At 59.1% G+C, this 19,370-nt stretch carries 17 protein-coding genes; 3 read left to right on the top strand and 14 right to left on the bottom strand.

The window, feature by feature from the left end; genetic code table 11:
* Positions 1 to 40: 40 nt before the first annotated feature.
* A complete protein-coding gene (locus M0814_RS16055; RefSeq protein WP_103483422.1) occupies positions 41 to 1,900 on the top strand; it encodes an ABC transporter ATP-binding protein in 1,860 nt (619 codons plus the stop codon).
* On the opposite strand, the gene M0814_RS16050 is transcribed toward M0814_RS16055, so the two are convergent.
* Complete coding sequence (locus M0814_RS16050; protein ID WP_103483421.1) at positions 1,891 to 3,297, bottom strand: amino acid permease; 1,407 nt, start codon at positions 3,295 to 3,297, stop codon at positions 1,891 to 1,893. The genes M0814_RS16055 and M0814_RS16050 overlap by 10 nt on opposite strands.
* A gap of 372 nt (positions 3,298 to 3,669) precedes the next feature.
* The gene (locus tag M0814_RS16045) at positions 3,670 to 3,957 is read right to left on the bottom strand and encodes a GGDEF domain-containing protein (RefSeq protein WP_256616700.1); all 288 of its coding nucleotides are present in this window, start codon (positions 3,955 to 3,957) and stop codon (positions 3,670 to 3,672) included.
* A gap of 153 nt (positions 3,958 to 4,110) precedes the next feature.
* On the opposite strand from M0814_RS16045, the gene M0814_RS16040 reads away from it, so the two are divergent.
* Entirely contained in the window at positions 4,111 to 4,566 is a 456-nt protein-coding gene (locus tag M0814_RS16040; protein ID WP_103483420.1) for a VOC family protein, read from the top strand.
* Positions 4,567 to 4,682: 116 nt separating this feature from the next.
* Here the strand turns inward: M0814_RS16040 and M0814_RS16035 are convergent, their stop codons facing one another.
* Entirely contained in the window at positions 4,683 to 4,940 is a 258-nt protein-coding gene (locus M0814_RS16035; protein ID WP_226499356.1) for a hypothetical protein, read from the bottom strand.
* A gap of 984 nt (positions 4,941 to 5,924) precedes the next feature.
* Between M0814_RS16035 and M0814_RS16030 the strand changes: the two genes are divergently transcribed.
* On the top strand, positions 5,925 to 6,164 hold the full coding sequence (locus M0814_RS16030; protein ID WP_103483556.1) for a hypothetical protein: 240 nt from the start codon (positions 5,925 to 5,927) through the stop codon (positions 6,162 to 6,164).
* Between the two features lie 51 nt (positions 6,165 to 6,215).
* Here the strand turns inward: M0814_RS16030 and M0814_RS16025 are convergent, their stop codons facing one another.
* The 11 genes from M0814_RS16025 to M0814_RS15975 form a co-directional block, all read right to left on the bottom strand.
* The gene (locus M0814_RS16025; RefSeq protein WP_103483419.1) at positions 6,216 to 7,118 is read right to left on the bottom strand and encodes a bestrophin family ion channel; all 903 of its coding nucleotides are present in this window, start codon (positions 7,116 to 7,118) and stop codon (positions 6,216 to 6,218) included.
* Positions 7,119 to 7,284: 166 nt separating this feature from the next.
* On the bottom strand, positions 7,285 to 8,571 hold the full coding sequence (locus M0814_RS16020; protein ID WP_103483418.1) for a carbohydrate porin: 1,287 nt from the start codon (positions 8,569 to 8,571) through the stop codon (positions 7,285 to 7,287).
* A gap of 105 nt (positions 8,572 to 8,676) precedes the next feature.
* The gene (locus tag M0814_RS16015; RefSeq protein ID WP_103483417.1) at positions 8,677 to 11,082 is read right to left on the bottom strand and encodes a glucose/quinate/shikimate family membrane-bound PQQ-dependent dehydrogenase; all 2,406 of its coding nucleotides are present in this window, start codon (positions 11,080 to 11,082) and stop codon (positions 8,677 to 8,679) included.
* A 206-nt stretch (positions 11,083 to 11,288) separates the two neighbouring features.
* Positions 11,289 to 11,732: a TspO/MBR family protein gene (locus M0814_RS16010; RefSeq protein ID WP_103483555.1), complete on the bottom strand. Its 444-nt coding sequence runs from the start codon at positions 11,730 to 11,732 to the stop codon at positions 11,289 to 11,291.
* A 59-nt stretch (positions 11,733 to 11,791) separates the two neighbouring features.
* Complete coding sequence (locus M0814_RS16005) at positions 11,792 to 13,981, bottom strand: hybrid sensor histidine kinase/response regulator (protein ID WP_103483416.1); 2,190 nt, start codon at positions 13,979 to 13,981, stop codon at positions 11,792 to 11,794.
* A 159-nt stretch (positions 13,982 to 14,140) separates the two neighbouring features.
* Positions 14,141 to 15,679, bottom strand: coding sequence for a cryptochrome/photolyase family protein (locus M0814_RS16000; protein WP_103483415.1), 1,539 nt, complete (start codon positions 15,677 to 15,679; stop codon positions 14,141 to 14,143).
* Between the two features lie 14 nt (positions 15,680 to 15,693).
* Positions 15,694 to 15,999: a DUF6482 family protein gene (locus tag M0814_RS15995; protein WP_047597295.1), complete on the bottom strand. Its 306-nt coding sequence runs from the start codon at positions 15,997 to 15,999 to the stop codon at positions 15,694 to 15,696.
* 14 nt (positions 16,000 to 16,013) lie between these two features.
* Positions 16,014 to 16,724: an SDR family NAD(P)-dependent oxidoreductase gene (locus M0814_RS15990; RefSeq protein WP_103483414.1), complete on the bottom strand. Its 711-nt coding sequence runs from the start codon at positions 16,722 to 16,724 to the stop codon at positions 16,014 to 16,016.
* The gene (locus M0814_RS15985) at positions 16,721 to 17,263 is read right to left on the bottom strand and encodes a DUF3833 domain-containing protein (RefSeq protein WP_103483413.1); all 543 of its coding nucleotides are present in this window, start codon (positions 17,261 to 17,263) and stop codon (positions 16,721 to 16,723) included. Before M0814_RS15985 ends, M0814_RS15990 begins: the two co-directional genes overlap by 4 nt.
* 107 nt (positions 17,264 to 17,370) lie before the next feature.
* Positions 17,371 to 17,931, bottom strand: a complete 561-nt coding sequence (folE, locus tag M0814_RS15980) for a GTP cyclohydrolase I FolE (protein ID WP_103483412.1) — start codon at positions 17,929 to 17,931, stop codon at positions 17,371 to 17,373.
* A 241-nt stretch (positions 17,932 to 18,172) separates the two neighbouring features.
* Positions 18,173 to 19,297 (bottom strand): alkene reductase, encoded by a 1,125-nt coding sequence (locus tag M0814_RS15975; RefSeq protein ID WP_103483411.1) that lies wholly within the window; start codon positions 19,295 to 19,297, stop codon positions 18,173 to 18,175.
* Positions 19,298 to 19,370 lie beyond the last annotated feature (73 nt).

Raw genomic sequence — 19,370 nt, 5'->3', positions numbered from 1 at the left:
GTGGCAGAATCTCCCTGACTTGACTGTTTTGGAGAACACCATGCTTCGTGTGTTTGAACGAAGACTCGACCCTTTCCCGCCTGACGAGGTGCCACCGCCGCCCAACGGTCTGGCTAAATTCCTCTGGGCCTGCACCCGGGGCGCACGCGGCTACATCCTGGCGCTGGCGCTGCTCAGCGCCGCCGTGTCGATTTACGAAGCGTGGCTGTTTTCGTTCCTCGGTCAGGTCGTGGACCTGCTTTCGACGTGGCAGGCTGGCGGCGAAGCGGCTGTGCAGGAGAGCCGCGTGCTGTGGGGCATGGGCATCGTCATGGTGCTCAGTGTCGGGCTGGTGGCGTTGCGCACCATGGTTCAGCATCAGATCCTGGCGATTAACCTGCCATTGCGCCTGCGCTGGGATTTCCACCGGCTGATGCTGCGGCAAAGCCTTTCGTTTTTCTCCGATGAGTTTTCCGGTCGGGTCACGACCAAGGTGATGCAGACGGCGCTCGCCGTACGCGACGTGCTGTTCACCATGATCGAGATCTTGCCCGGGATCGGTGTGTACTTCATCGCGATCATCGCCCTGGCCGGCGGCTTTGCGCTGAAACTGATGCTGCCGTTTCTCGCTTGGGTCGTGCTGTTTGGCCTGGCCATGTGGTACTTCGTGCCGCGCCTGGGCAAGGTCGGACAGGAGCAGGCCAATGCGCGGTCGATGATGACCGGGCGTATCGCCGACGCGTACACCAACATCACCACGGTCAAGCTGTTCTCCCATTCCAATCGCGAAGCGCACTTCGCGCGGGCGGCGATGGAGGATTTCAAGCAGACCGGTTTTCGCCAGATGCGTCTGGTCAGCCTGTTCGAGATCGTCAACCAGGCCCTGGTGGTCGGGTTGATCATGTCCGCCGGAGGCTATGCCCTGTGGCTGTGGCACCAGGGCGATGTCGGCGCCGGTGCGGTGGCGGCGATCACTGCCATGGCGTTGCGGATCAATGGCATGTCGAACTGGATCATGTGGCAAATGACCTCGCTGTTCGAAAGCATCGGCACCGTCCAGGACGGCATGGCCACGCTGACTCAAGGCACCAAGGTGCAGGATGCGCCGAATGCCGGCGTGCTGGTGACCTCCGGCGGCGCGGTGACGTTCGACAAGGTGAAGTTCAACTACGGCGGCGAACGTCAGGTGCTCGATGGCCTGAGCCTGAGTATTCGCCCCGGCGAAAAAATCGGTTTGGTAGGGCGCTCCGGCGCCGGCAAGTCGACGCTGATCAACCTGCTGCTGCGTTTCTATGACGTCGACAGCGGCGAGATCCGTATCGACGGCCAGAACATTGCACACGTGACCCAAGACAGTTTGCGCAGTGCGATCGGCATGGTCACCCAGGACACTTCGCTGCTGCACCGTTCGATTCGCGACAACATCGCCTACGGCCGCCCCGATGCCACCGACGCACAGATCCGCCGCGCCGCTGCCAACGCTCAGGCTGATGAGTTCATCAGCCAGTTGAGCGATCGGCAAGGACACAGCGGTTACGACACCTTGGTGGGCGAGCGCGGGATCAAACTGTCTGGCGGCCAGCGCCAACGTGTGGCGATTGCCCGAGTGATGCTGAAGAACGCGCCGATCCTGCTACTCGACGAAGCCACCAGTGCGCTGGACTCGGAAGTCGAAGTGGCGATTCAGGAAAGCCTCGATGAAATGATGCAGGGCAAGACCGTGATTGCGATAGCCCATCGACTGTCGACGATTGCGGCGATGGATCGGCTGATTGTCATGGATGACGGGCGCATCATCGAGCAGGGCACCCATTCCGAATTGCTGGAGAAGAATGGTGTTTATGCGCGGCTGTGGGCGCATCAGAGCGGTGGCTTCCTGGGTGAGGACAAAGGTGTGATCGAGACGTTGGATCAGGCCTGACCCACAGACCTTGCCCGTGCCGCCGGGGCAGGGTGACGGGACGTCATCAGGCCGATAAACGAGATTGCCAGCGCCAGGCCAATGGTCGTGGTGACTTCGGTGCAGTGCTGCGGGGTGATCATCATGACCGCCAGCGCCGCGCAGATGAAGCCGATCACCAGCCACGTCAGCCATGGGAACAGCCACATGCGAAAGGTCAGCTCGACCTTGCGCTGTTGCAATATCCGCCGCATGCGCAGCTGCGACACTGCAATCGCCAGGTACACCAGCAAGGCAATCGCCCCGGAACTGGCCAGCAGGAACTCGAACAGCCCGGCGGGCATGAAGTAGCTCCACACGGTGATCGACGCACCCAGCACGGTGCTGGCGATGACGGCTGCCCGTGGCACACCGGCCGCGGAAGTCGCCTTCAGCGCTTTTGGTGCATCGCCCCGGCGACCCAGCGAGAACAACATGCGCGAGGCAATGTAGATCGAGGAGTTCATGCAACTGGCTACGGCGATCAGGACGACGACGTCGACCATGAACTTGGCGTTTGGAATATTCATGATTTCCAGGGCGCGCTGATACGAGCCCACCGAGGCCAGCAACGGATCATTCCAGGGCACCACGGAGATGACCACGAAGATCGACAGCAGGTAGAACACGCCAATGCGCCAGATCACCGAGCGGGTGGCCTTGGCGATGTTCTGCGCCGGGTTATTCGATTCGGCGGCTGCGATGGTCACCGCTTCTGTACCGATGAAGCTGAACATGATCGTGATGAAAGCACCGACCACCGCGGACAAGCCGTTGGGTGCAAATCCGCCGTGCTCGGCCATCAAGCCGCTCAAGCCGCTGACTTCGCGGTCGGGCACCCAGCCCATCAACACCGCAAAACCGACACCGATGAACCCGATGATCGCCACGACCTTGGCCATGGCGAACCAGAACTCGAATTCACCATACTTGGACACACTGAACAGGTTGGTCACCACCAGCGCAATGATCGATCCCAACGCGAACAGCCAGGCATCGACCTGCGGAAACCATTGGTTCAGCACATGCCCGGCCGCCAATGCTTCGATGGGAATCACCAGCACCCAGAACCACCAGTACAACCAACCGATGGTAAAACCGGCCCAGCGGCCGATGGCCTGGTCGGCGTAGGTGGAGAACGAACCGGTGTCCGGATTGGCCACAGCCATCTCGCCGAGCATGCGCATGACCAGCACGACGAGCAAACCCGAAAACAGATAAGCGAGAAGCACCGCCGGCCCTGCAGCGGCAATGGCGTGTCCTGAACCTACGAACAAACCGGCGCCGATAATCCCGGCGATGGACAGCATTGTGACGTGACGAGGCTTGAAGCCCTGCGCCAATTGGCTACTCGAATCCATGGAGTTCGGGCTGATCATCGGTATTTTTATTCTCTGCTGATCGACATTCAAGCAAGTTGACCGGGCACACGATCGATCACCATCGTTGCCTGCTGAAACTCCCGAAAGAAGCCCGTTCAACCGCCGCAGTTCTCATCAACCCCATGATCCGAGCAGGGCTGTTTTGATACGAAGACACGGCACCTTAGCCGGCCTTGCCGCCGATTCAGTAGGCTGATTGCGCCATGATCGTGTCTGATATCGACATGCGAATACCATGAGGTCGTATTGGAGACCTATCGGTCACAGAAGGCTCAGGCAATCTTCGCGGCTCGCGAGCATTCCTCCAGCAATCTCAGGGAGGCGAGTTGGACAGTGGGGGGGAGATGATCTGAAGGCGGAATGCGGCTGCTAAACAGCGGCAAGTTGAACCTGATCTCTGCCGCTTTGTTTAGCGCTGTACATCGCGGTATCGGCACGCTGAATGAAGGCGTCAAACGATTCTGCTGGAATCCATGTCGCAACGCCGAAGCTACAAGTCACCTGTCCAACATCATCAAAGGGCACAGTGCTTATCAGTGCTCGAAGCTTTTCTGCCAGCAGCCTTGTATCGTTCAGTTCGGTATCCGGGCAGATCAATGCAAACTCTTCTCCACCTGTTCTGCACAGTAGATCGGTTTTGCGTGTGGCCGAACGTATCTACGAATCTCTCGGCTATTCGACCGAACCGCGCATCAGCATGGGGAAAAAGATCGGTTCGAATATCTCGACATTAGGGCGCTAGTTTTAGCGTCCGATGGCTGATAGCTGATGGCTGACTATCGATGGGCGATTTTGGACAGGAGCTATGCAATGGATCTGAAGTTCAGTCACGTAGATGTACTGGTCAAGAATCTTGAGGAAGCCTGTGCTTACTACGCACACATACTAAACGCCAGGATTTCCAAAACGCTTGTCTGGGAGCGGGGTGGTCTGCATGTCCACTACGCGATTGCACTGATCGGTCAAGAGCGTTTCATGCTGGTGCAACCGTTGGCGGGCAATCTGAAGGAGCTTTTGGATTCTTCGGGTGAAGGTATGATTTACCGCCACTGCTACTCAACGAAGGATATCGAAAAAGCCTATGACGAGTTGATGGACGCTGGTGTTCAGCCTCAAGACGAAAATGGAGAGCCATTGGCTCGCGCGAATCTGCAATCCCCGGCCGGCGCACGCATTCTCTGGTTACCAAAGCGCTTCGGGCACTTCTCTATCGAGATACTCGAAGAAAAGGCGCTGGAAGCGTTTATCGAGACTGCGTTTATCTAAAAAATATAGAGGCCGTTCACCACAGGCTACTTTCGGCCAAAAGCTGACGGTGGTTATAGACAGAAATCGACCCACACCTGCCTTCTAGATCAGTTGGGATCTTTGTTAGAGCGGGCTTACCCGTAAGGAGGCTGCTTGAGCAACGCACATACTCTTCGAGCAATGTCATCTGCGCTATCGGGAATGTCCACTGAAATGCCTAAATAGTGTTCAAGGTGCAGGGTAAGCGTGTGTTCATCCACCAACAGATCCCAATAGCGTTGGTCCGGACCATCAAGCCTCTCTTTCCAGCAACCGCCCAGCCCTTGCTCAATAACCCGGGCCAAGTCCTCGAAAAGCTTCCAGTTGGCTTCCTCTGATACTTCAATCCTCACTATGTGTCACCTCACCACCAACAGTCCTCCGATTGTGGTGGCTCCTACGAATGGCCGCAATGGGTCGACACCTAACGGTGCAGGATGACCGCTTCTGGCCGATCTGTGCCGTTCGTGGAGGGCAGAAAACGGCCAGAAGCGGTCCTTTGAAAGCGTCTACGGAAGAAGGACCGATTCAGTACTGTGAAAGAACGACGGGCATTCCTTCAGAGTGGTTGCCACTAATGCCAACAAGCTGCTCCACTCGACGGGCATGATTGGTCTCCAAGATGGGCTAGAGTGCACCCTTTAACCAAACAGTAGAGCCACATCACATGCATTTCGTCCGCCACGGAGAGTACCTTGCCGCTTCACGTATTACTGGGCCTCGGCATAATCTCCTGCAACTGCGCATAGGAGTTGGTGAGCAGCATGAGCCGATCTGTGAGTGTCTCCCGCCGCAGGGGGCATGTAATCACGAACCATTAGTTGAGGCTGATATCGTTGCAAGCGTACTCGAAGGAACATCGGAGGCGAATCGACGCTTTGGCACCTCACATGTCGTTACCCACATCCGGTACGTCCGAAATGACACCAAGCCTGAAGTGGTCTATGGCCTCTTGGCTCTCAAAATACTTGAGCAGTTGCATGTCGGCGGCACATTCGTTGAGGGCAGCAATACTATTTAGTCCTTACCTCAAGCAGACTTCTGGGCAGGTAGTTAAGAGGACGAGTACAGCGCGGCCCTAGGGTGGAGTTGCATTGAGTCGTCCCCAATTTCAGAGAGCCTCTCAGGCCTCAAGGATGTCTATCAAGTTACTGTGAGAATGTCAGCTTCTGACCAATAGCTGCCGTTCAAGAACCAACGCTTGCCGCTCTGGACTCAACCGATCAACGCCTCCAAATAATCTGAACCCCGTCCGAACGCGTACGCCTAATGATCAACCTGTGATCAATTGCACAGGCGCTGTGCCAATACCGGCATATTCCGAGAGGTGGTCAAACGTGGCTAAAGACGAGAAGAAAAGCAAAGATGACGCTTCGAAAGCCAGCAAGGATTTGAAAGACAAAAAGTCCTCGCCGGACAAGAAGTCAGCTGCAGCTTCGGCGCTTTCAAAGTCTTCCGACAAGAAAGACAAGAAGAAAGACGCCGAACCGAAGAAGTCTGCAAAAAAAGCCGATAGCAAGCCGGAAAAGGCCAAGGATTCCAAAAAGGCAGACAAGCCGGCGAAAAAGAAAAAGTGATCGCTGCAACTCGCTAGGGCTCTATGCCCTAGCTTCCCTCCAAGCTTGTCTTCAAGCCGTTTGTTCAACCCTGCGCGCATCCCCCAACGAATCACGCTGCATCGACTGCAGGTTTTTCTCGATGGTTTCGCACAGGGCTTCCATCTGGATCTGGTGCTCGCTGTGGCGAAACGGGCTCTGCAGATCGGTGCCGATGCGTTCGATGGCCAGCAGCATGAAGCCCACCACGGTCGAGGCGAGCGGGGTGAACCAGCCCAGTGACTCGACTAGCCCTACTGGCACAATCAGGCAGAACAGCGAGATAAACAGGCGCGGGAAGTAAACGTAAGGGTAGGGCAGCGGAGTATTCGCGATCCGTTCCATTCCGCCCTGGCTGTTGGACAGCTCGACCATCGTCGATTCCAGCCGTGCCAGACGAATGCTGTCCAGGCGCCCGGCCTTGTATTCCCGGGCTAGCAGGGATGCCGAACCGGTAAGGATGTCGTTGGCAAAGTTGTTGGTGGTGCCGCTGCGGGCGAATTCATCTGCCGGGATGAACGCGCGGACTTCCTCCGGGCAAGGCTGACCGCGCAAGTGCGCTGCTAGGCAATTGACGTACGCCACATGGCGGCGCAACAGCGTCGCTTTCAGCGGATTCACTTCGTTATTGGGGTCATCCAGCAGCGTCAGCACCTGCCGGGCGAAGCTGCGGGAGTTGTTGATCATCATGCCCCACAGCGTTCGCGCTTCCCACCAACGGTTGTAGGCGCTGCTGTTGCGGAAACTGATCAGCACCACCAGCGCCGAACCGAGCAATGTCAGTGGCATCAGCGGCAGGTTGATCTTGGCGTTGAGGAACAACATGAAATCGACGGTGACGGCGATGTCCCAGAGCAACAGCCAGAACAGCGACCAGCCCACATAGCCCATGGTCTTGATGATCAGACGGTATTTTTTGACGATGGCAGCTTTCAAACGGGAACCTCGCGGCGAGCGGTAAGCGTTAACGCCTTAGCTCGGACGCTGGTTCGGGGGTAAAGGTTCGGTGTTGACCGAGCAACTTGGTTACGACAATTTGCGGGCCATAAAAAACCCGGCAGTCACGCCGGGCTTTTTATTGCCTGAAGTTTCGCCAGAAGGCTCAAAGTGAGGCTTTAACCTGCAAGCCAAACACCAACGCATTGTCGATGTTCTGCCCGGAAAACGCGCCCGGTTCGATGATGTATTGCATGTTCGGGCGCAGCGTCAGCCACGGCGTGGCCTGATAGCCGTAGCCGAGTTCGATCAACTGCTCGCCACTGTCCAGGTTCGGGAACTGCGTGCCGTTGGCCATGGCGGCGTCCTGTTGCACGTCGCGGCTGCGGGGGTTAGGCACAGCGCGGCCGTAGCCAAGAGCGACGGTGTCACGCGGCCGACCTTCGAACGGTTTGTACAACACCAGACCCGTGCCGTACCACTTGCTGAATGGCGAAGCCGCTTCGCTGGCCGCCGAGTATTGGCCGAAGGCGTGCAGACTGCGCCCCTCGGACGTTGGCGAACTCCAAACGGCTTGATCGATCAGCAGGTAATGCCCGCCACGACCGGACACTTCTTTGTCGCTGCCGATGCGTTTTACATTGGAGCTGTCGTAGTAGTAACCAACCTTGTACTCACCGGGCAATTCACCCGCGTGCTTGTACACCAACTCGATCGGCACCACGGTGCCGGTGGTGTGTTTTGGGCCCAGATGCCAGGCGCGGCTGGAGTTGCCGTTGCTCTCGGGATCGACATTGAATGCCGCCACGCGCAACTGCCACGAGGACGACAAGTCGTATTTCACCCGCACACCCAAGTGCGCGTTGGGGTAGTTGGTCCAGCCGCTGCCGCCGGACATGTTCAGCGGATGGCCGCAGAAACCAGCGTTCATGAAGTTGCACAGAATGCCGCTGTCGAGGCCGCCGAGGTCGTTGCCCATGGCCATGTAACCGAGCTTCACGTTGAGCGCCGGGGTGAACAGGCTGCGCTCGTAGCTGAGTTCGGTCAGGCGAGTATAAAGGCCGCCGTAGTTTTCCTGGATCGGCAGACGGTTGCCGACCAGGTCTTCCGAGGCGCTATTGCCGCGGCGGTCGTTGATGGTCAGTTGGACCTTGCCGGCGTTCTCAACGCCATACAACTTGCTCAGGTCGAACTGCGCGCCGAGCTTGATGTTCTGCGAGTAACGGCCGGAGCGGTGCAAGCCGCCATCGGCGTTGTAAGCCATTTCCCCGGTGTAATCGCCGGTGAATTTGATCCCGTCTTCGTCCATCTGATGCCGCAGACCGCCCCAATCGCCGGTCAGGGTGTTGCGGGTCAACAGGTTCGAATCGGTATCGGCGAAGGCGGGCAGGGTGGTGCAGGTCAGGCCCAACAGCACGCCGTTGACCCAGCCGTTACGAGTAAAACCAAACATGGAGATCTTCCTGCTCAAATCTGTAGCGCTATCGGAAAGCGGCGCGGCACCCTCAGGTGCCGCGCGCAAAAAGAAAGCGCCCGTGTTCAGCACGGGCGCTGCGGCTTACGGCAAGGCGTAGGCCATCACGTAGTCGCCGCGATCGGTCGACTGACGTGCACCACCGGCGGTGACGACGATGTACTGCTTGCCGGTTTTCGGCGAAACGTAGGTCATCGGGCCGCCCTGACTGCCCACCGGCAGACGCGCTTTCCAGATTTCTTCGCCATTGGCGCTGTTGAAGGCGCGCAGGTAGAAGTCCTGGGTGCCGGCGATAAAGATCAGGCCACCTTGCGTCGACAGGGTGCCGCCGAGGGTCGGCAGACCGATCTTGATCGGCAGGTGCATGCGGATGCCCAGGGGACCGGTGTCTTCAACGGTGCCGACCGGAACCTGCCAGGCGACTTTCTGTGTCTTCATGTCAATGGCGGTCAGCGTGCCGAACGGTGGAGCCTGGCAAGGAATGCCGGCCACCGACAGGAAGCGGTTTTTGTTCACCGCGTATGGCGTGCCTTTGAGCGGTACCGCGCCCATGCCGGTGTTCAACGCCTCGCCACCAGAGGAGGCCTGCGCCTTGTTCTGCGACGGGATCATCTGAATCCACAGACCCAGGCGCATGTCGTTGACGAAGATGAAACCGTGCACCGGGTCAGTGGAGATGCTGCCCCAGTTCATGCCACCCAGCGAACCCGGGAAGCTCAGCGATTTGTCGGTACCCGGCGCGGTGTACAGACCGTCGTAACGCATGGATTTGAAGTCGATGCGGCACAGCAACTGGTCGTACGGGGTAGCGCCCCACATGTCCGATTCAGTCAGGTGCTGGGCACCGATCTGCGGCATGCCCACCGATTTTGGCTGGGTTGGCGAGTACGGCTCGTTCGGGATGTTGGCGGCTTTGACCGGTACTTCTTTAACGTCGGTCAACGGCTTGCCGGTGGCACGGTCAAGCACGTAGATCTGCCCGGCCTTGGTGCCGATGACCAGCGCCGGAACGGTTTTGCCGTCCTTGGTGAAGTCGATCAGGCTCGGCTGCATCGGCAGGTCGAAGTCCCAGAGATCGTTGTGCACGGTCTGGAACACCCAGCGTTCATCACCGGTGGTGGCGTCCAGCGCGAGGATCGAGGCGCCGTAGGTGTGATCGAGTTTGCTGCGCTCGACACCATAGATGTCGGTGGACGAGCTGCCCATCGGCAGGAACACGGTGTTGGTCGCCGGATCGTAGGACATCGGCGCCCAGCTGTTCGGCGTGCTGCGCACATAGGTGCTGCCTTCGGCCGGGGCCTTTTTATCCTGCGGGTTGCCCGGGTCGAAGGCCCAGCGCATGGCGCCAGTGATCACGTCAAAACCACGGATCACGCCGCCCGGCATGTCGGTCTGTACGTTGTCGGCTACACGGCCGCCCACCACCACGGTAGTGCCGGCCATCAACGGAGCGGAGGAGAGCTGGTAGTAGCTGTCCGGCACATCGCCGAGACCGGCCTTCAGATCGACCTGGCCGTTGTTGCCGAAACCCTGGCAGAACTCGCCAGTGTCGGCATCGACCGCGATCAGGCGGGCATCGATGGTGTTGGTCAGCAGACGGCGCTGGCAATTGGCAGCCGGCGCAGGCTTGGCTTCGATGATGCTCGAGTTGCTTGGCTGAGCGATGCTCTTGGTCGCATCGAAATAAGCCATGCCACGGCAACGCTGCCAGACTTTGGATTTGGCGTTGATCGCGTTCTTCCACAGCTCTTTGCCGGTGTCGGCATCCAGCGCGATCAGGTTGTTGTGCGGGGTGCAGATGAACACCTTGTTGCCGATCTGCAACGGGGTGAGCTGGTCTTCGGCACCGTTGCCATCGCTCTCGGCGACGTCACCGGTGTGGTAGGTCCACGCCACTTTCAGCTTGTCGACGTTGTTGCGGTTGATCTGGTCCAGCGCAGCAAAACGGCTGCCGCCTTCGGTATTGCCGTAGTGCGCCCAGTCTTTTTGCGCCTTGTCTGGCTCAACCGGGGTCAGGCCCGGGCCAGTGCCGGTGGCAGCGACGGTCGGGTGCGCAACGAACATGTTGCCGGCAGCCACCGCCAGTCCCACGGCCAGGACAGCGGCAACGCCGTAAGCGCCACGACCCGGAACACCACCGTTGGCACGTTTGAGCAGCGGGTAGACCAGCGTCACCGCCAGACCCACGGCGCTGAACATGAACAGACGCGAGAATACTGGCCAGAACACCAGCCCGGCATCGCTCACCGCCCAGATCGCTGTCCCCACCAGAAATGCCGCGAACAGCCAGGCGCCGGCAGTCTTGTAGCGAGCGATCAGCAGACCGGAAACGGCCATCACCAGACCACCCACGAGGAAGTACCACGACCCTCCCAGGCTGACCAGCTTCACTCCGCCAGCCGCAAGTGCCAGGCCGAGCAGGGCGATGATCACCCCCAGCCCGACCAGAATGAATTTTGATATGCCCGAGAGGCGTTGACTCTGCTTCACGTTGAATGTCCCGTTGAAATGAGGCGTGCATTATATAGATAGGTAACTACCTAGTTAAATCACTAATTCAGTAATGAACTGTTGTTCATTGCGAAATCCCCGTCCTGAGCGGGGACCTGTGCTTTCAAGGGCCTGGAAAGATATTTTGAATGCCTGCAAATAAGCCTTTTTGTCAGAAAAAATGGGAGTTATGACAGCTGTCGCCATCAACCACGATTATTGCGCAGAATCGAGAAATTCAACGCCGCCGCCACACACAGCCAGGCCAGATACGGAAACAGGATCAACCCGGTGATCAAATCCAGGCGCAACGCCATAAACACCATCACCGCGACCACCAGCCATAACAGCAGCAGAATCACCATGGCAGCTGCCACCTGATGCGCGCCGAAGAAAACCGGCGTCCACAACGTGTTCAAGGCAATCTGCGCCGCCCACAGCGCCAGTACTGTCTGACTGCCAGGAATCAGGCTCAAGCGATAGCCGGCCCAGGCCAGCAATAGATAGATTATTGTCCAGGCCACCGGAAACGCCCAGTTGGGTGGGGTGAATCCGGGTTTATTGAGCCCTTCGTACCATTGACCGGGTTTGAAAATCACCCCGGTAGTTGCTGCAGCGCCGCACGCGATCAGAAAAATCAGAAAAGTCACCATTTATCACTCCTTGGCCGCAGCCACTCTGTCTGGGGTTATAGCGTCGCAACGGTCGCTCATTCGGATTTCATCGCCATCAGGTCACTGACCCGCGCCACCAGCGTGTCGACGGCAAACGGCTTGGTCAGCACCTGCATGTCCGGGCCCAACTGACCGGCGCCAATCACCGCGTTTTCTGCGTACCCGGTAATGAACAGGGTCTTTAGATTCTGGCGGATTTCCCGGCCGGCATCGGCCAGTTGTCGACCGTTCATGCCACCCGGCAAGCCGACGTCGGTGATCAGCAAGTCGATGTGAATGTCCGAGCGCAACATCTTCAGCCCGACCACACTGTCAGCGGCCTCTATCAAGGTGTAGCCCAGATCACCGAGTACATCCGTCAACAACGCGCGCACCGTAGGCTCGTCGTCCACCACCAGAATCGTTTCGCCGGCCTTGGGTAATGCCAACGGAGCAGTATCCCGGTCATCGTGGTTCGGCACCGGTTCACCATGGTAACGAGGCAGGTAGATGCACATCTCGGTGCCATGGCCGACCTGCGAATGCACACGCACCTGGCCACCGGACTGCTTGGCGAAACCGTAAATCATCGACAGCCCCAGCCCGGTGCCCTGGCCCAGCGGTTTGGTGGTGAAAAACGGGTCGAAGGCTTTGGCGATGACATCCGCGGTCATGCCGGTGCCGGTATCGGTCACGCACAGGCACAAGTATTGGCCTTCGGGCATGTCCAGCGCGCGGGCAGTCTCGGAGTCCAGCGTACGGTTGGCCGTTTCGATGGTGATGCGGCCGCCGTCCGGCATGGCGTCGCGGGCGTTGATGCACAGGTTCAGCAGGGCATTCTCCAACTGGCTGGCATCGACCAGCGTTGGCCAGAGACCTGACGCGGCGCGGGTTTCCAGGACGATGCTGGGGCCGACCGTACGCTGGATCAGTTCGGTCATGCCGGTCATTAGCGTGTTGACGTCGGTTGGCCGCGGATCAAGGGTCTGGCGTCTGGAGAACGCCAGCAGACGGTGGGTCAGGGCTGCTGCACGTTTGACCGCGCCCTGTGCGGTCACCATGTACTTATCGACTTCACCCAATCGGCCTTGGCTGATCCGCGCGCCCATCAACTCCAGCGCGCCGGAAATGCCGGCCAGCAGATTGTTGAAGTCATGCGCCAGGCCCCCGGTCAGTTGGCCGACGGCTTCCATTTTCTGTGACTGCCGCAGTTTCTCTTCGGCTTGCATCAGTTCTGCGGTGCGCGATGACACGCGCTGCTCCAACGTATCGTTGAGCGCACGCAACGCTGCGATGGCGCGGTCGCGCTCCGCTTCGACATTGCGCCGTTCCTCGACGTCGATCAGCACGCCGGGAAAGCGCAGCGGGGTTCCATCATCGGCACATTCAACACGCCCGTTGGCCTCGATCCACTGATATTTGCCGTCTGTGCGGCGCACACGGTACTGGTGGGAGTAGGCGCCACCACGGCCGATGGCTTCGTTGATCGCGGTGGTCAGTCCATCCTGGTCTTCGGGATGTACGGTGACCATCACTTGTTCGAGGCTGAGCCCTTCGCGGCCCAGCGCCGGGTCGAGGTCAAACACCCGGGCGAACGCTTCGTCCACGGCAAAACGGTCGGTGAGCAGGTCCCAGTGCCAGGTGCCGATGATCGCACCGGCGGCGAGCGCCAGTTGCACACGCTCGACGTTCTCCCGCGCCAGCGCTTCACTGGCTCGCAAGCGCTCCTCGGCGTCGCGCCGCTGAGTGACGTCGTTGAACAGGATCGCAATTTGCCGGTCGGCCGGATCGCCGACACGCACCGCGCGCACGTCGAACCAGCGTTCAAAGGTGTTGGCGTAGTTCTCGAAGTTCGCCGGTTCCCCAGTCTTGGCCACGTGGCCGTAGGTTTCGAACCAGAAGCTTTCCAGATTGGGCGCGAACTCTGTCACCCATTTGCCGCGCAGGTTGACCCCGCACTGGCGTTCGAATGCCGGGTTGGCTTCGACGAAGTAGTAGTCGACGGGTTTATCGTCGGCGTCGAATTTGACTTTGACGATGGCGAATGCCGATTCGATGGTTTCCAGAATGGTGATGAAGCGTGCCTCGCTGCGGGCGAGCGCATCCCGACTGGCTTGCAGTTGCGCCGCCATGTCGCGATCGAGGTCAACGACCTGCGTGTCGACCAGGGTGCTCTGAAGCGCCGCGCGCAATCGCCTTACCTCTGACTCAAGCGCTTCGCGACTAAGGTGTTCAAGGGTATCCATGTGACCTGCTTTATTGAATGTTCAGGGGCTGGCTTCATAGAGCGCGTAGGCACAACGCGAGCAGTGAACGTTGCACTCGCAGGGGACTTGAGCGCCGATCATCCGTTGACCGGGCGCGCTGTGCTTAAGTTTCACCATCTGCGTAAGCGAGCGTTCATTTCAGATCGACTCGCCATTATCCAGGCGCGCCAACAGGTTCTGCCCGCGCTGCCACAGCGCATCCTGCTTGGCTTGCGGCATGCGGTCCAGGTTCTTGTACATCATCGCCATGCGCTGATTGCCGCGCAGCAGATCACCGTGGCGCATCAGGAAATGCCAGTACAACGCATTGAACGGACAGGCATTGTCCGCCGTGCTTTCGCTGACCTTGTAGGCGCAACCTCGACAGTAGTCGGACATGCGATTGATGTATTGGCCACTGGCGCAATAAGGTTTGGAACCGAGATAACCGCCATCGGCGTGCATGACCATGCCCAGCGTGTTGGGCAGCTCGACCCAGTCGAAGGCGTCCATGTAGATGGCCAGGTACCACTCACAGATCTGGCTCGGCGCGATCCCGGCGAGCAGGGCAAAATTGCCCGTGACCATCAGCCGCTGAATGTGATGCGCGTAGGCATGCTGCAGACTCTGGCCGATGGCCTGGCGCATGCAGTTCATCTGCGTAGCACCGGTCCAGTAGAACTCGGGCAATGGCCGGCTGTTGCCGAATGCATTGCCCAGTGCGTAGTCCGGCATTTTCAGCCAGTACACGCCGCGCACATATTCCCGCCAGCCGATCAGTTGCCTAATGAAGCCTTCGGCGGCATTCAGGGCAATCCTTCCTGACCAATAGGCCGATTCGACATCGCTGCACAGCTGTCGCAAATCCAGCAGGCCAATGTTGAGTGCGGCGCTGATCCGCGCATGAAACAGGAACGGTTCATCACTGGCCATGGCGTCCTGATAGTCGCCGAATCCTGCCAGACCATAATCCAGAAAATATGCCCACAGCGCCTGCGCGTCGGCATGGGTGACCGGGTAGTTGAAGTCGTCGAGTGCGCCATAGTGCTGGCTGAAGCGCGCCTTCACCAACGCAAGCACTTCACGGGTGATGGCGTCGTTGCTGAAGCGGGCCGGGTAGGGCTCCTTCACGCCTTTGGGCAGGGCCTTGCGATTCTCCGCATCAAAATTCCACGCGCCGCCCACCGGCGTGCCGTCGCCGTTGAGCAGCAAGCGACTCTTGCGGCGCATCTCGCGATAAAAGAACTCCATGCGCAACTGCTTTTTGCCGGCAGCCCAAGCCGCAAACTCGGCGCGACTGCACAGAAAACGCGTGTCGGCATGCCAATAAACGAGAAGACCACAGTCCTTGATCGACTGCTCCAGTCGCCAGTCCCCGCACTCGGTGATGTGCACTTCTTCGGCCTGCAGCCGCTGTTGCCAACGCTGTAATTCCCCCGGCACTGAACCGCTGTTGTGCGGATCATCCAGGCTCACATATTCGACACGAACACCCTGGTCTCGCAGTGCCTGGGCAAAATGACGCATGGCGCTGAAGATCAGGGCAATCTTTTGCGGGTGGTGCGGCACATGGCTGGCTTCTTCCATGACCTCGACCAGCAGCACGGTGTCGCGCTCGCTATCAAGTGCCTGCAATGAAGCCAGGTCGAAGGACAACTGATCGCCCAGCACCAGGCACAACCGACGGTTCTGGTTCATTCACAGCATCCGTTTCATAGCGGTGTGGTCAGCGAAAACGGAATCCGCAGCTCTTCGACGGGCCCGCTATCACGCCCGCACATTTCGTCGTGCACACATTGCTGCACCAACACGCAAGGGAATGCCGGCACGGTCTGCAGCAAGTCACGCAGATGGGTGATCGAGCGCAGGTGCATCGGTTTCGCCGCGTCGTCGAGCAGGGTGAACTGGCCGTGATCCAGGCGGATGCGGGCCAGATAAAAACCACCTTCAAGCGACAGCAACTCCAGCTCACGTATTTCGCTGTTGGCCGCACGCTCGGTCAGGGTTTGCAGATTCATGCTTCACTCCTTGCCTACCAGGGCAGGCGTTGTCCATCGTAGGCAAAGAAATGGCCGCTGTCGGCCGGCGTCAACTGGTCAATCAGGTTCAGTAACTGGTCTGCGGCAACGTCTGCCGGGCGGGCGCTGGCAGCGCCGCGAAAAGGTTGCGACAACCCCGACACGACCGTGCCCGGGTGCAGACTCAGCAAGCGGCTGTGCGGGCGGGTGCGAGCGAGTTCGATGGCGGCGGTCTTGATCAGCATGTTCAGTGCTGCCTTTGAAGCGCGATACGAGTACCAGCCACCCAAACGGTTGTCGCCGATGCTTCCGACCTTTGCCGAGAGCATCGCCATTGCTCCTTGAGGATCGAGCAGCGGCAAAAAATGCCGCAACACCAATGCCGGTCCCAACGTGTTCACTTGAAACACGGCTTGCAGCGCATTCGCTTCGATCGCGCTGTAGCTTTTTTCCGGCTTGATCCGGTCGCGATGCAGCAACCCGGCGGCGTGCACGATCAACTGATAAGGCGCCCCTGCAGACAATTCGGCGGCGGCGCTGGCGATCGTTTCCGGTTGCTCCAGATCCAGTGCCGGAACGCTATTGCGCCCCAGCTCGCGAACCGCGGCACATCGCGGGTCCTGACTGAGCTGTTCGCAAAATGCGCGACCAATGGCTCCACTCGCGCCGATCACCAGCGCGCGATAACCGTCGCCCAGGGAGGCCATGGTGAACCCGCTGTTCACTGTGTTTCCCACGCGCCCTGGCGACGGAAGAACAAGGTCACCTGGCCGACTTCAACACCGAGCTTGGACATGCTGGTGCGGTTGATCAGCGTGTCCTCGTCCATCTGGTACATCCAGTCGTCCATGCTCATTTCATAGGTCGAGCCATCGACCGGCAGATTCAGGTGATAACGCCAGTGCAACGCATTGCCGGCGACCTGGCCTGTGGCGACACCCACCACGTCACCCGCACGACCGCTCCAGCGTCCCTGGCCCTCCGGCGTCAGGGTCCAGACGCGACGTTGGCGCGTGCCGTCGCTGTACAGGAAGTGCTCATCGAGAATCAGGTTGTCGCCTTCACGATGGCTGACGATGTTGACCTCGAAACGCTTGACCACTTCCCCGGAGCGCTTCTGAAACATCCCCCAGGCTTTCACGGGTTTGCTGAAAAAGCGCTGCAGATCCAGCGCCGGTTGCTGATCCGCATAGCGGGCGACATCCACGCTGCCGCAGCTTGCAACGCCGAGTACCAGAGCCAGTAAGAGCACAAGTCGGGCCATTGCCGTTCTCCCTGAGTGCACAGGTATGGAGAGTGAAGTTGGGAATATCGTGCTTGTACAGTGGGTTTGCCGTGTACAGGTTTATCGCACCTGTCGAAGGTCGGAAATCAACTTCGCCGCCCGATCAATTGCAGGAACTCCTGGCGCGTCGTGGAGCTGTCACGGAAGGCGCCGAGCATCACCGAGGACGTCATGATCGAGTTCTGCTTTTCCACGCCGCGCATCATCATGCACATGTGTCTTGCTTCAATGACCACGGCCACCCCGGCTGCATCGGTGATCTGCTGGATCGCCTCGGCGATTTGCCGGGTGAGGTTTTCCTGGATCTGCAGACGACGGGCGAACATGTCCACCACGCGCGCTACCTTCGACAGACCCAGCACTCTGCCGGTGGGGATGTACGCCACGTGCGCCTTGCCGATGAAGGGCAGCATGTGGTGCTCACACAAGGAATAGAGCTCGATGTCACTGACGATGACCATCTCATCGCTCTGCGACTCGAACAGGGCGCCGTTGGTGACGTCTTCAAGGCTCATCGTGTAGCCATTGCACAGATACTGCATCGCTTTGGCCGCACGTTTGGGCGTATCCAGCAGGCCTTCACGCTCGGGGTCTTCGCCGACGCCGATGAGGATTTCACGGTAATGGCTGGCAAGTAGAGGATTCATTCAGGGTTCTCGCGGCGGTGCGGTGCGTGAGGGCCAATCCATAGCGGAAGAGTTGTACGCAATGAAGTGCTTTGTATAGGTTTTATTCAAGATAGGCTGAAAAAATCCACCTGACAATGAATCGGAGATCTTTTTTGTGCAGATGCGAGAACCTCACATCGCAGCGCGTGAGGTTGCGGGTGTAGCGGGGAGGAGAGGATGCGCTCCCGGGGAAATGGGAGCGCGGTGCGAATTAGCTGAATTATTCGCTGTAAGTCGGGTAATCCACATAGCCTTCGGCGTTGCCGCCGTAGACCGTGGCGGGATTCAACGGATTGAGCGGCCAGCCATTGGCGATGCGCGCCGGCAGGTCCGGGTTGGCCATGAACGGACGACCGAAAGCCACCAGATCGGCCAGTCCCGACTCAAGCAATTGTGCGCCGGACTCAGCGTTATAGCGCCCGGCATAGATGATCGCGCCACTGAAGGTGTCGCGCACTGCACGGCGGAAGGTCTGCGGCATCACTGGCGCGTCGTCCCAGTCAGCTTCGGCGATTGACAGGTAGGCAATGCCCACATCCTCAAGCACCTTGATCGCTTCGATATAAGTGGTGTGCGGGTCTTCTTCCACCATGCCCAGATAGGTGCGCGCTTCATCGGTGGTGGTGAACAATGGCGCGAACCGCACGCCGACTTTCTCCTTGCCGATGCACTCGGCGACACCCGATACCACTTCGCGCAGAAAACGCAGGCGGTTGTGCAGCGAGCCACCGTACTGATCGGTGCGCACATTGCTGTGGGCAGAAATGAACTGGTTCACCAGATAGCCGTTGGCACAGTGCAGTTCGATCCCGTCGAAGCCGGCGTCCATCGCATTGCGCGCCGCCTGAATATAAAGCTGAACCAGTTCCTGGACTTCATCGGTGCTCAGCGCTCGCGGCGCGGAGGGTGTAACCAGCTCGCCAGCACCCGGCGCGGTTTCGATGAATACGCTGACACGCTCGGTGGCGATGGCAGAAGCTGAAACGGGGGCCGCGCCATCGGGCTGCAACGCGGTGTGGGACACACGTCCGACGTGCCAAAGCTGCGCGAATATCACGCCGTCCTTTGCATGAACTGCTTCGGTGACTTTGCGCCATCCGACAATTTGTTCAGGGGTATGAATGCCAGGCGTCCAGGCGTAGCCCTGACCACGAGGCTCGATCTGCGTACCTTCGGTGACCAGCAGACCGGCGCCGGCACGTTGCTGGTAATACTCGGCCATCAAGGCGTTGGCGACATTGCCCGGTTGTGTGCTGCGCTGGCGGGTGAGGGGAGGCAGGACGATGCGGTTTTTCAAGGTGTGCAGGCCCAGGGTGACGGGGGTGAAGTAAGGGCTGTTTTTCATGTAATTCCTGTTTTGGCCTTATTAGACCAGTCGACTAGTAATGCAGTAAAAAAACACCGTGCGTCACGCGCAC

This window comes from Pseudomonas sp. MWU12-2020 (genome assembly GCF_023100605.1).
In the GTDB taxonomy this organism is placed as follows: domain Bacteria; phylum Pseudomonadota; class Gammaproteobacteria; order Pseudomonadales; family Pseudomonadaceae; genus Aquipseudomonas; species Aquipseudomonas fluorescens_H.
The sequence above is the reverse complement of the archived record's forward strand: the minus strand, read 5'-3'. Positions and strand labels throughout refer to the sequence as shown.

Coding starts and splice junctions, on each gene's coding strand:
- M0814_RS16055 (WP_103483422.1), top strand. CDS start 41: ATGCTTCGTGTGTTTGAACGAAGACTCGACCCTTTCCCGCCTGACGAG.
- M0814_RS16050 (WP_103483421.1), bottom strand. CDS start 3,297: ATGATCAGCCCGAACTCCATGGATTCGAGTAGCCAATTGGCGCAGGGC.
- M0814_RS16040 (WP_103483420.1), top strand. CDS start 4,111: ATGGATCTGAAGTTCAGTCACGTAGATGTACTGGTCAAGAATCTTGAG.
- M0814_RS16020 (WP_103483418.1), bottom strand. CDS start 8,571: ATGTTTGGTTTTACTCGTAACGGCTGGGTCAACGGCGTGCTGTTGGGC.
- M0814_RS16005 (WP_103483416.1), bottom strand. CDS start 13,981: ATGGATACCCTTGAACACCTTAGTCGCGAAGCGCTTGAGTCAGAGGTA.
- M0814_RS16000 (WP_103483415.1), bottom strand. CDS start 15,679: ATGAACCAGAACCGTCGGTTGTGCCTGGTGCTGGGCGATCAGTTGTCC.
- M0814_RS15995 (WP_047597295.1), bottom strand. CDS start 15,999: ATGAATCTGCAAACCCTGACCGAGCGTGCGGCCAACAGCGAAATACGT.
- M0814_RS15985 (WP_103483413.1), bottom strand. CDS start 17,263: ATGGCCCGACTTGTGCTCTTACTGGCTCTGGTACTCGGCGTTGCAAGC.
- folE (WP_103483412.1), bottom strand. CDS start 17,931: ATGAATCCTCTACTTGCCAGCCATTACCGTGAAATCCTCATCGGCGTC.
- M0814_RS15975 (WP_103483411.1), bottom strand. CDS start 19,297: ATGAAAAACAGCCCTTACTTCACCCCCGTCACCCTGGGCCTGCACACC.